Below are 12,567 nucleotides of genomic sequence, written 5' to 3' on the forward strand. Positions count from 1 at the left end.
CGTTTGGCAGGCGATTGTCGATCTAAAAACAAAACCGGCAACTAGCGAGCCTTACCCAACCGCTCGCTCCAGGCACGGCATACGGTGAATCAACGCCGGACTATGGTTCGGCATCTTCTTCAACTCAGTTGGGAGAATTTAACCATGATAAGCACAATTAAAGGGCGATTGACGAGTTTGATCGTTTTCATGGCCTTGCTGGCTGTCGCGGTGGGTGGTAGCGGATTGCTAGGCATCAACGCGGTCGTCGAGTCGATGGACAACACCTACCGCGGCAAAGTCGTTCCCGGCCAATTATTGGCCAAAATGCTGCAACTGAATAACGACAACCGCACCAACATCATGCTGGCACTGCAACACGATCCAGCCTCGCCGCACGCCAAACTGCACGATCATCCGCTCAGCCTGCACATCGAAGCGACCGAAACCAATCGCAAGCAAATGGCTGATTTGCTCGATGAATACCAAACACTGCCGATCGGCCCGGAAGAAAAAGCTTTGCTCGACCAATATCTGAGCGCCCGCGACGTTTACCGGCAAAACGCCAGTAACCCCGCATGGGAGGCGATCAAAGCCGGGAATTTCGAACTAGGCCATCGTTTGTTATTGACTCAAGTCAATCCTGAATTCAAAAAGTTACAGGCGATCGGGGAACAACTGTTATCGCGCACGCTAAAACTGACGGAAGCGGCCAATCAGTCCGCGGAACAAAGTAGCGCTAACTTACAAAATACGATGCTGGCCGGCACATTGTTATCGATCGGGATTGGTTTTTATCTCGCTTGGCGTTTAGCGAATTCGCTATTACGACAATTAGGCGCGGAGCCGGGCGAGGCTGTCGGCGTTGCCCAACGCATAGCCGTCGGCGACCTCTCCTACCCTTTCCAACTGCAACACGACGATCGGGACAGTTTGATGGCCGAGATGAAAAACATGAGCGATACCATCAAGCACATGTTGGAACAAATGGCCTGGATGTCGAGCGAACACGAAAAGGGCGACATTGATGTCATGGTAGATACCGATCGCTTCCAAGGCAGTTTCAAGGCCATGGCGCAAGGGGTTAACGACATGGTCAACGCTCACATCGACGTCAAGAAAAAAGCCATGCAGGTGTTTACGGCCTTCGGTCAAGGCGATTTCAACGCCGATATCGAGAGACTGCCCGGTAAAAAAGTATTCATCAATGAAACCGTCGACTTGGTACGCGGCAATTTGCAAGGCTTCATCGCCGATATGAATCACATGTCCGAGGAACACGAGAAAGGCGATATCGATGTGGTGATGGCGGTTGAAAAATACCAAGGCGATTTTCGCAAAATGGCACAAGGCGTCAACGACATGGTCAACGCCCACATTGACGTAAAGAAGAAAGCCATGGCCGTGTTTAAAGCCTTTGGGGAAGGCAATTACGACGCTGATATGGCGAAATTGCCGGGTAAAAAAGCCTTTATCAACACCACCGTCGACTTGGTGCGCGAGAACCTGCGTCGCTTCGCGGAAGCGGCGCGGGAGTCCGCAACCATCAAGGCTACGTTGGATAACGCCTCGATCAACGTGATGTTGGCCGACAACGACGGCGTGATTCGCTATCTGAACAAATCCACCATGGCCTTGATGCGCCGCTCGGAGCCGGAAATGCGCAAGTTGTTTAGCGATTTTGCGGCGGACAATATTCTCGGTCGGAATTTCGATGTATTCCATCGGAATCCCGCCCATCAACGCAATTTGTTAGCCCATCTAACCAGTCCGCATGTTGTGCAAATCGAGGTGGGAAACTTGATCTTCCGGCTAACGGCCAGCCCCTCCTACGACAACGAGGGGCGGCGGAGCGGATCGATGATCGAATGGCTGGAGCGTTCGGCGGAAGTCAACGCCGAACGGGAAATATCCCAAGTTGTCGAAGCCGCGGTAGCCGGCGATTTTCGACCAATTAGCGTTGCCGACAAACAGGGCTTCTTAAAAAACGTCGCCGAAGGCATCAATCAGATCACCGATACGGTCAATGTGGCGTTTCAGGACACGATAGAAATGGCCCAAGCCCTGGAAAATGGCGATCTAACTCGCACGATTAACCGCGATTACCAAGGCGTCTACGATCAAGTTAAGCAAAGTCTCAACAATACCGTCATCAAACTGTCGCAAACCATCGGCGAGGTCAGAGAGGCCACCGACCAACTCGGCAACGCCTCGCAGCAAATCAGCGGTACCTCGCAGTCCTTGTCGCAAGCCGCCAGCGAACAAGCCGCCGGCGTCGAGGAAACCAGCGCCAGCATCGAGCAAATGGCGGCCAGCATCGGCCAAAACGCTGAAAACGCCAAGATCACCGACGGCATGGCCACCAAAGCCTCGCAGGAAGCGGTCGAGGGCGGCGCGGCCGTCAAGCAAACCGTCGAGGCGATGAAAAGCATCGCCGGCAAAATCGGCATCATCGACGACATCGCCTATCAAACCAATATGCTGGCCCTGAACGCCGCGATCGAGGCCGCCAGGGCCGGCGACCACGGCAAAGGCTTCGCGGTAGTCGCCGCCGAGGTGCGCAAACTGGCCGAGCGCAGTCAGATCGCCGCCCAGGAGATCGGCCAATTGGCCGAAACCAGCGTCAGCACCGCCGAAAGCGCCGGCCGTTTGCTGGACGCCATCGTGCCCAGCATCGCCAAAACCTCCGATCTGGTGCAGGAAATCGCCGCCGCTTCCCAGGAACAGTCGGCCGGCGTCAGCCAAGTCAATAACGCGATGAATCAGATGAACCAAATCACCCAGCAAAATGCCGCCGCCAGCGAGGAACTGGCCGCCACCGCCGAGGAAATGACCAGCCAGGCCGAGCAATTGCAAAGTTTGATGAGCTTTTTTAAGATCGCCAGTTCCGGCGGTCGGCATCGTTCAGGCGTTTCTCACGGCGGCCACGCGCATCACGCCAAACCTGGGGTTATCAAACTCGGCCCGACGCCAGCCCGCCACCACGATCCAACGGGCTTGGATCTAGAATTGCAGCATTTCGAGCGATTTTAAAATCCACTGTGGCGCAACGCGCTTAGAGCGCTACCGCCTCGCCGTCCGAATCCGTCCGAGCCGGGCGGTCGGGCGGCGACTTTTAAGCCGTCGGCATCTTGAGCGTCTGGGAAATCATCGATTACAACCGGCTAGCAGCAATGCGGACGATGCCGCACATCAGGAGCCAGCATGAACACTGATCCCTTTGCAATCCTAGCCCAGCCTAACGGCAATTTTCAATCCGAACGGCATCGCTTCAGTTTACGCGCGGCGGGGATTCGCTTGCTGTTGCTACTGAGTCTGGTCGGCGCCGCACAAATCACGGTCAGCTTTCGGATTGCCGACAACATTGCCGAGTTCAACAGGCAAGCCGAGCATGCCATCGATGCGGTAGATCGCGCGCATTTGCTCCAATACCACATTTCGCAAATTCAGCAATATCTAACCGACATCAGTGCGACCGGCGACGAAGAAGGCTTCGACGACGCCAAGCGGCATGCCGAGGAAAGCCGGCGTTTGTTGAATGAAATATTATTACTGCTTCCCCAGAGCAATGCCGCCGTAAACGAAATCCGCGAAAAATTGGAGCGTTTTTACGATGTGGGTATCGAAATGGCCCGCGTATATCTTACCGAAGGCAAAGTAGCCGGCAATCGCGCGATGAAGCAACCGGATACCGGTTTCGACGCTCGATCCAACACACTGATAGAGAGTTTGGACATATTAAGTCGTCCTTTGGAACGGCAAGCCGATTCGGCAAAAAACCAATTGAATATCGAAGTTTCGCAAATGCGGCGGTGGTCGACGACGCTAAATCTGCTTAGTTTGCTCGCGGTTATTGGTTTGTGCCTGCAAGGCTTTCGGCAACTGTGGAACTGCCTCGGCGGCGAGCCTGAAGTCGTCGCTGAATTGGCCAACGGTATCGCCACGGGCGACTTGAATCAATCCGTTAAGCTTCGCGCCAACGACAACTCGAGCGTGATGGCGGCGATGCTGCATATGAGCAACACCATTAAAGCCTTGCTGGCTGCGATGGATCATATGTCCAGCGAACACCAAAAAGGCGATATCGATGTCATAGTGGACGCTACCCGATTCAAGGGTGGATTTAAAACCATGGCGCAAGGCGTCAACGAGATGGTGAGCGCCCACATTGCCGTCAAGAAACAAGCCATGGCCTGCATCCAATTATTCGGCGAAGGCAACTTGGATGCGCCGCTGGAACGATTTCCCGGCAAAAAAGCCTTCATCAACGACACTGTCGAACAGTTGCGCGGTAACTTGAAACAAATTGTCGGAGAAATCCGCGACATCGTCTCGGCGGCCAACCGAGGCGACTTTAGCGTCAAGATGGATATTACCGGTAAAGCCGGTTTCACTAAGGAGTTGTCGGAACTGCTGAATCAGCTTTCCGGAACCGTGGACATCGCCTTCAAGGATACGATTGACGTGGCTGAAGCCATGGAACAAGGCAACCTGACCAAAACCGTCACCCGCCAATATCAAGGCGCATACGATCAGGTCAAGCAAAGCCTCAACAACACCGTCGCCAAGCTCTCCCAAACCATTACAGACGTGGTTTCGGCCGCCGATCAATTAAGCAGCGCCTCCGAACAAATCCAATCCACGTCTCAATCGCTGTCGCAAGCGTCCAGCGAGCAAGCCGCCAGCGTCGAGGAAACCAGCGCCAGCATCGAGCAAATGGCCGCCAGCATCGGCCGGAACGCCGAAAACGCCAAGGTCACCGACGGCATGGCCGCCAAAGCCTCGCAGGAAGCGGTCGAGGGCGGCGCCGCCGTCAAGCAAACCGTCGAGGCGATGAAAAGCATCGCCGGCAAAATCGGCATCATCGACGACATCGCCTATCAAACCAATATGCTGGCTTTGAACGCCGCCATCGAGGCCGCCAGGGCCGGCGACCACGGCAAGGGCTTCGCGGTGGTTGCCGCCGAAGTGCGCAAACTGGCCGAACGCAGTCAGATCGCCGCCCAGGAAATCGGCCAATTGGCCGAAACCAGCGTCAGCACCGCCGAAAGCGCCGGCCGTTTGCTGGATGCCATCGTGCCCAGCATCGCCAAAACCTCCGCTCTGGTGCAGGCGATCGCCGCCGCCTCCCAGGAACAATCGGCCGGCGTCAGCCAAGTCAATACCGCGATGAATCAGATGAACCAAATCACCCAGCAAAATGCCGCCGCCAGCGAGGAACTGGCTTCCACCGCCGAGGAAATGACCGGCCAGGCCGAGCAATTACAAAGTTTGATGAGCTTTTTTAAGATCGCCAGTTCCGGCGGCCAACGTCGCGCCAGCACTTCTCACCGCGGCCACGCACCTCACGCCAAACCCACGGCCACCAAGCGCGGAGCGGCGCCAAGCCGTCGCCACGATGCGACCGGCTTGGCGCCGGAATTGCCGTATTTCGAGCGTTTTTAGAAAGAAATAGCGGGAGGGCGATGCAACAATACGCCCTGCTATTGGCACCCAGCCAGTGGGCTAAATTTAGGCTTCTGGCAGACACCGACCGGCAGCTCCGTTTGGGGAAGCCGCCGGTCGGCTCAAGATTCGTTCGGCAAAAACCGTCACGTATCCTGTCTTCCAGGTGTAAACCAAGTCGTAACATTTCGCGCGGAATCCGGCGTTCGGCAAGGAAAACACCCAGCCGAAACCGGCAGGTCGCAGGAAATAAAAAAGGCCTTGCATTGATGCAAGGCCTTGGTATTCGTGGTGCCCAAGGACAGAATCGAACTGTCGACACGAGGATTTTCAGTCCTCTGCTCTACCGACTGAGCTACCTGGGCGTCAAGAGCCGCGCATTAAACTAGGTTATCGGCGGCAAGTCAAGAAAAAACGCAGTTCCCAGCTAAACTGGACAGACGAGCAACGATTATGCAATTCTGTGCCGCCACGCGTGCCGCAGCCCCGCCCGGCGTCTCAAGGGCCGAACCATCCCGGTTTGCCAGGCCCCGGCAAATTAAAAAAATTAAAAAGACCGAGACTTTTATGCAAGCATTTACCGACATACGCGCGCTGATCATCGATATGGACGGCGTACTCTGGCACGGCGACCAGCCGCAAGCCGGCCTGACCGACTTTTTCGAAACCTTGCGCGACCTGGCACTGCCGTTTATTTTGGCGACCAACAACGCCAGCATGACTGCCGAACAATACGTCGCCAAATTGGCAAAAATGGGCGTTGCGGTGGCCGAGCGTGAAATTCTGACCTCGGGGATGGCCACCGCTTTGTATTTGTCCCAGCGCTACGATCCCCAAACCACCCGCGCCTACGCGATCGGCGGCACCGGCACCTGGAAACCTCTGCAAGATCTGGGCTTTACGCTAACCGGCCTCTACGAAACCGGACCCGACCAACACGCGCATTTGGTGGTTTGCGGCATGGACCGGGAAATCAGTTGGGACAAACTGGCGACCGCGACCCTCAATCTGCGGGCCGGCGCGCATTTCATCGGTACCAACGGCGACATATCGTTGCCGACCGAGCACGGCATTACTCACGGCAACGGCGCGATCCTGGCGGCGCTGACCGCGGCAACCGGCATCCAGCCAATGATTATCGGCAAGCCCGAGCCCATCATCTACCGGCAAGCCATCGAGTTACTCGGCGCGCCGCTGGCACAGACCATCGCGATCGGCGACCGGCTGGACACCGACATCCTCGGCGCGGTGCGCACCGGTATTCGCAGCCTGATGGTTCTGACCGGAGTATCCAGCGCAAAAGATGTGGAAGCCACCGACTACGGCCCAACCTGGGTGGTGCCCGATATCCGCGACGTGACCCGGATGTTGCGCGAACTGGCCGCCTGACCCGCAAACCAAGGAGTGACCATGAAAAAGTTCATCGATAGCCCGGACAGCTTGTTGACCACCAGTTTGCGCGGCTTCGCCAAGGCCCACGCCGACATCGTCGACCTGAACGAAACCCCGCATTTCGTGCGTCGCAAGCACCTTAAGCCCGGCAAGGTAGCGCTGATTTCGGGCGGCGGCTCCGGCCACGAGCCCTTGCATAGCGGCTTCGTCGGATTCGGCATGCTGGACGCCGCCTGTCCAGGCCAGGTGTTCACCTCGCCGACGCCGGATCAAATGATCTCCGCGGCCCAGGCCGTCGACGGCGGTGCCGGTGTGTTGTTCATCGTCAAAAATTACGCCGGCGACGTGATGAATTTCGAAATGGCTAGCGAGATGCTGGACCTCCCCAACGCCAGCGTGCTGGTCAACGACGACATTTCCCTGCCCAAGACCCACGCCATTGGTCGGCGCGGCGTGGCCGGCACCAGCATCGTCGAGAAAGTCGTCGGCGCGGCGGCCGAGCAAGGCTACGATCTGGCGGCTTGCAAAGCCTTGGGCGAACGGGTCGTTTCGGCCACCGCCTCGCTGGGCGTCGCGCTGACCAGTTGCACGGTACCGGCCTTGGGCCATCCAACCTTTACCCTTGGCGACGACGAAATCGAGATGGGCGTCGGCATCCACGGCGAGCGCGGCCGCGAAACCGTCAAACTGGCCGACGCCAGCCACATCGTCGCCGAATTGACCCAGCATCTATTCGACGAGTTACGGCCGGCCGCCGGCCAAAACGTGCTGTTGCACGTCAACGGCTTCGGCGGTACGCCATTGATCGAATTGCATTTGCTATACGAGTTGGCTCACGCACGGTGCGGCGAACGCGGATTGACCGTGCAACGTTCGCTGGTCGGCAATTTCACAACCTCGCTGGACATGGCCGGCGCCTCGCTGACCCTGACCGTGCTGGACGAGGAAATGCTGAAACTGTGGGACGCGCCGGTCAATACCGCAGCCTTGCGCTGGGGCTGTTGAGGAAACGCTGTCAAATCAAGATTCGACGCCCCACCTGAATTAAGCCGTTTTCAACACCCTGGCCACCGCCGCGACGATCAATTGCGCGGTTTTGGCGCCGGCATCGATATGGCCCAGACTACGCTCGCCCAAGAACGACGCCCTGCCCTTGGTCGCCAGCATATCGCGGGTAGCTTCGACGCCGGCCGCCGCGACTTGGCAAAGATGATCCAGCAATTCGTCCAGCGATTTGCCGGCTTCGGCATCCTGTTGCAAAGCCTGCGCCACCGGCACCCAAACGTCCAGCATCGTTTTTTCGCCGACATCGGCCTTGCCGCGTTGTTTGACCGCCTCGACGGCGGCCGCGAACGCCGCCGCGAAGCCGGACACAGAGCTATCCCGACTGTGTTTATGCAGCGCGATGAACAAGGTCGCGTACAACGAGCCCGACGCGCCGCCGACCGCCGCCATCACCGTCATGCCGATTTTTTGCCAGGCCGCCGGCCAATCCAGCGGCGCGATCGCGTCGGCCTGCTCGGCCAAGGCCTGCAAGCCGCGTTGCAGGTTGAAAACGTGATCGCCGTCGCCTATCGCCTGATCCAACTCGGTAACAGCCTCGGCGTTGGCAGCGATGTCGGCCTGAACGGCGCGGATCAATGGGGGAAATATCGCGGGACTGATGGTCATGTGGGCAACTCCTGCATGGGCGACAACAGGCGCGGAGCATAGCCAAGCCGCCCGCGCCTGTCCAGTCCGCGCCGCGTCATAAAACCGTAACGCCGCCCTCGTATACTGGGCCGTCGTCGCCCCTGCCCATGCGTGCCTCATGCTGTTTCCGATTCATTCCATCGAACTCGCCCTCAACGACGCCCGCAAACATCGGCAAGACCAAACCCTAGACGAAACGCCGGGCCAAACCGCGACGGTCAAACGCCTGCTGAGCCATGTCGAACCGATCGCCTGGAACAGCCGTTGCGTCGATGTGCTCGATCACTTCATCCGCCACGAAGATTTGCCGGCGGTCGCCATCGTTGACGCCGACCGGATGCCGGTCGGCATTATGGACCGGGGCCGGATCATTGAAATTTTTCTGCGACCGTTCGCCCGCGATTTGCTGTACAAAAAGCGCATCGCCGAAATCATGGACGCCAACCCCATCGTGGTCGACATCAACGCCGGCATCGATGACGTGGCGCGGATCATTATCGATGCCGGGATGCGCCACATGGTTAACGGCTTCATCATTCTGCGCGACGGCGCTTACGCCGGCATGGCGACCGGCCACGCGCTGCTGGAGGAAATCACCCAGCGCAAACAGCGCGATCTGTACTTGCTGGCCCATTACGATCAACTGACCGGCCTACCGAACCGCCTGCTGTTTAAGGACAGACTGGAGACAGCCTGCCGTGGCGCGCTGCGGGGTGGGCGGATGCTGGGGCTGATTTTCGTCGATTTGGACCGCTTTAAATACATCAACGACAGCCTGGGTCACAGCGTCGGCGACCGCCTGCTGCAAACCGTGGCCGAGCGACTGACCCAGTGCGTCCGCCATAGCGACACCGTGTCGCGGCTAGGCGGCGACGAATTCGTCATTATCTTGCCGAATCTGGATGGCGAAACCGCCGCGACCACCGTTGCCGACCATATCGTCGCCGCGCTGGACCAGCCAATGCCGGTTTACGACCACGCCTTGCAGGTCACCGCCAGCATGGGCATCGTCTTGTATCCGCTGCACGACAGCTCGGCCGAAGGCTTGATCCGCAAGGCCGACGCCGCGATGTACCAAGCCAAGCAACTTGGACGCAATCGCTATGCGCTGTACTCCGAACATTTCGACGACGGCTTGCGGGAACGCATGCTACTGGAAGCCGAATTGCGCGGCGCGCTCGGCAACGGTGAATTTTCGTTGCACTATCAACCGCAAATTCAACTGAGCGACCAGCGGGTCGTCGGCGTCGAAGCCTTGTTGCGCTGGCAGCATGCCACGTTGGGCGCGATTTCGCCGGCCGAATTCATTCCGATCGCCGAGGAAACCGGCCAAATTCACGACATAGGCGACTGGGTGCTGCGCCAGGCCTGCCGGCAACACCTGAGCTGGATCGCTGCCGGCCTGCCCGCGCTGCGGATGTCGGTCAATATTTCGGCGAAGCAATTCGAACAGCCCGGTTTCGCGGGACGAGTCGCGCAGTTGATCGCGGAAACCGGCATGATTCCCGAACACCTGGAGCTGGAACTGACCGAGGGCGCGGTGATGACCCACGCCGACCGCGCAGCGCAAACTCTGGGCGAACTGCGGAGCTTGGGGGTCAAACTGGCCATCGACGACTTCGGCACCGGCTATTCCAGTCTGAGTTATCTACGCACCTTCCCGATCAACAAAATCAAAATCGACCAATCGTTTATCCGCGATATCGAAAACACGCCGGCCAACGAAGCTATCGTCAAGGCCATCATCGCGCTGGGCAATAGCCTGGGCCTGGAAACCATCGCCGAGGGCGTTGAAAATCTGGCCGAACTGGAATGCGTTAAAAGCCATCAATGCCACGAAGTACAGGGCTACCACTTCGCCAGACCGTTGGCGCCGGGCGACTTCGTGACTTGGCACCGGGAATTCCTCGGAACTGCGGCGGCGTGAGCAATCAGTCGACCGCGCCGTCGTCCGGATCGCCTTCCACCGGGCGGGGAGCGGGAATTTCGCCGTCGCGGAAGTGGTATTTTTCGCGCAGATAAGCGAACAACCAGGCATAGGTATCGGGCTGGCGTTGGGCGGCCGCGTCCGGCATTTGTTGCAAGCGCTGCCTAACCGCATGCAACGGCAACAGCAGCAGTTCGATGTCGGCCATCGCCACGAATTTGTTAGGATCGGGCGTGCGACTATTGAAGATCTTGAACAGTTGATGCTTGTTCAAACCCAGTTGACTGTTGATCTCGTCCTTGAATTCCAGGAATAAGGGCAACAAATCGCTGCCGACACAGGTATCGTCGTGCAACTTATGCAAGCGGTGCAATAAATGATAAACCGCGAAGCGGTACAGCTCGGACTCCCGGACAAACAAGCGCGCCGCCGTCGAGCGCACCGCGATCCGGTCGAAATTGTTCAGCCGTATCGATACGATGTGTTTCTTATCGTCGAGGAGGTAGTCGTTGTCGTTCAATGCAAGTCCCTTGTTGGCGTCTGTTCGAAAACCAACCGCTGAGCCTAAATGCAGACGACTTTAATCCATCAATGTTACAGGTTTATAACAACTCTCATATATCGGACATTTTCGGAGTGCGCTCGCCCGACCGTCCGGCGCTAGAGCGAAGACTAAGCCCATCCACGTATCGACTCCGCTCCGCGCGCGCCGCAAACGTCGTTGGGAAACCGCTTGGCGACACGCCCCGCGGCCCGCGCCGGACCAAGTCAAAACGACCGATCCGGAACAGATTGCCCCGCTTCGCCCCGCCGCTGCGACTCGCCGCGCCAACCCGGCGCAACCGGCAATTTTCCCGCCCGGCGAATCAGGCATTGCATAGCAGACCTCAAAAAAATATAATCGCGCGCTTTTTTTAAAGAAAACCTCTTTCCATTTGACGATAGCGAATCCGCCCATGACTAGTCACCTGATGCCGACCTATGCTCGCCAATCCGTCACCTTCGCGCGCGGCGAAGGTGCTTGGTTGTGGGACAGTACCGGCCGACGCTATCTCGACGCCGTCGCCGGCATCGCGGTGTGCAGCCTCGGTCACGCCCACCCGGCGGTGGCCGACGCGCTGTGCGCGCAAAGCCGGACCCTGCTGCATACGTCCAACCTGTACGGCGTCGGCCTACAAGCTCAGCTGGCCGACCGGCTGGCGGAATTGAGCGGCATGGATAACGTATTTTTCAGCAACTCCGGCGCCGAAGCCAACGAAGCGGCGTTGAAGATCGCCCGCAAATACGGCCACCAAAAAGGCATCGACGAACCGGTGGTGCTGACGATGGAAAAAAGCTTTCACGGCCGGACGATGGGCACGCTGAGCGCGACCGGGAACACCAAGATCAAACAGGGCTTCGCGCCGCTACTGGCCGGATTTCGCCACGTGGCTTACAACGACGTTCCAGCCATAGAAGCCGAGTTGGCGGCGGACGCCAATATCGTCGCGATCATGGTGGAACCGGTGCAGGGCGAAGGCGGCGTCAACATTCCCGCGCCCGACTATCTGAACCGGATACGCGAGCTATGCGACCGCCACGATCTGCTGATGATACTCGACGAGATCCAAACCGGCGTCGGCCGTACCGGCCGCTTCCTGGCCTATCAACACAACGGTATCTTGCCCGACGTTTGTACGATGGCCAAAGCCTTGGGCAACGGCGTGCCGATCGGCGCCTGTCTAGCGCGCGGCAAGGCGGCCGATGTATTGACGGCCGGCAACCACGGCTCGACCTTCGGCGGCAATCCGCTGGCCTGCGCGGCGGCGTTGGCGGTGCTGGACACATTGACCGGCAGCGGCCTGCTCGATAGCGTCGAAGCCAAGGGCGCGCAAATTCACGCGGCGCTGAGCCAGGCGCTGGCCGGGAATTCGCATGTCGCCGCGATTCGTCATAAAGGTTTGATGATCGGCGTCGAATTGGATCGTCCCTGCGGCGAACTGGTCGGCATGGCTCTCGAACAAGGCGTATTGATCAACGTCACCGCCGACAACACGATACGTTTACTGCCGCCGTTCGTGATCGACGACGCGCAAATCGCCATGCTGACCGGGACTTTGTCGGCACTCATACAGGAATTCAGCAGGTAATCC

8 protein-coding genes and 1 tRNA gene are annotated in these 12,567 nt (G+C 58.4%); 6 read left to right on the forward strand and 3 right to left on the reverse strand.

The window, feature by feature from the left end; translation table 11 throughout:
• Positions 1-144: 144 nt before the first annotated feature.
• Together ACQE3D_RS15030 and ACQE3D_RS15035 are read left to right on the forward strand one after the other, a co-directional pair.
• Entirely contained in the window at positions 145-3,012 is a 2,868-nt protein-coding gene (locus ACQE3D_RS15030) for a methyl-accepting chemotaxis protein (RefSeq protein ID WP_313729882.1), read from the forward strand.
• A gap of 171 nt (positions 3,013-3,183) precedes the next feature.
• Positions 3,184-5,424, forward strand: coding sequence for a methyl-accepting chemotaxis protein (locus ACQE3D_RS15035; RefSeq protein ID WP_313729881.1), 2,241 nt, complete (start codon positions 3,184-3,186; stop codon positions 5,422-5,424).
• Between the two features lie 289 nt (positions 5,425-5,713).
• Here the strand turns inward: ACQE3D_RS15035 and ACQE3D_RS15040 are convergent.
• Positions 5,714-5,789 (reverse strand) — tRNA-Phe (locus ACQE3D_RS15040).
• 202 nt (positions 5,790-5,991) lie between these two features.
• On the opposite strand from ACQE3D_RS15040, the gene ACQE3D_RS15045 reads away from it, so the two are divergent.
• A complete protein-coding gene (locus ACQE3D_RS15045; RefSeq protein WP_071159329.1) occupies positions 5,992-6,813 on the forward strand; it encodes an HAD-IIA family hydrolase in 822 nt (273 codons plus the stop codon).
• Between the two features lie 21 nt (positions 6,814-6,834).
• Positions 6,835-7,821, forward strand: a complete 987-nt coding sequence (gene dhaK, locus ACQE3D_RS15050) for a dihydroxyacetone kinase subunit DhaK (RefSeq protein ID WP_313729880.1) — start codon at positions 6,835-6,837, stop codon at positions 7,819-7,821.
• Positions 7,822-7,860: 39 nt separating this feature from the next.
• On the opposite strand, the gene dhaL is transcribed toward dhaK, so the two are convergent.
• Positions 7,861-8,487 (reverse strand): dihydroxyacetone kinase subunit DhaL, encoded by a 627-nt coding sequence (dhaL, locus tag ACQE3D_RS15055; protein WP_313729879.1) that lies wholly within the window; start codon positions 8,485-8,487, stop codon positions 7,861-7,863.
• Positions 8,488-8,626: 139 nt separating this feature from the next.
• Between dhaL and ACQE3D_RS15060 the strand changes: the two genes are divergently transcribed.
• On the forward strand, positions 8,627-10,435 hold the full coding sequence (locus tag ACQE3D_RS15060) for a putative bifunctional diguanylate cyclase/phosphodiesterase (protein ID WP_313729878.1): 1,809 nt from the start codon (positions 8,627-8,629) through the stop codon (positions 10,433-10,435).
• Between the two features lie 4 nt (positions 10,436-10,439).
• Here the strand turns inward: ACQE3D_RS15060 and ACQE3D_RS15065 are convergent, their stop codons facing one another.
• The gene (locus ACQE3D_RS15065; protein WP_231883520.1) at positions 10,440-10,955 is read right to left on the reverse strand and encodes a hypothetical protein; all 516 of its coding nucleotides are present in this window, start codon (positions 10,953-10,955) and stop codon (positions 10,440-10,442) included.
• A gap of 436 nt (positions 10,956-11,391) precedes the next feature.
• Between ACQE3D_RS15065 and ACQE3D_RS15070 the strand changes: the two genes are divergently transcribed.
• Complete coding sequence (locus ACQE3D_RS15070; protein WP_313729877.1) at positions 11,392-12,564, forward strand: acetylornithine transaminase; 1,173 nt, start codon at positions 11,392-11,394, stop codon at positions 12,562-12,564.
• The last annotated feature ends 3 nt before the right edge of the window (positions 12,565-12,567 follow it).

It is taken from the genome of Methylomonas sp. MS20 (assembly GCF_050275925.1).
GTDB classification, from domain to species: Bacteria; Pseudomonadota; Gammaproteobacteria; order Methylococcales; family Methylomonadaceae; genus Methylomonas; species Methylomonas koyamae_A.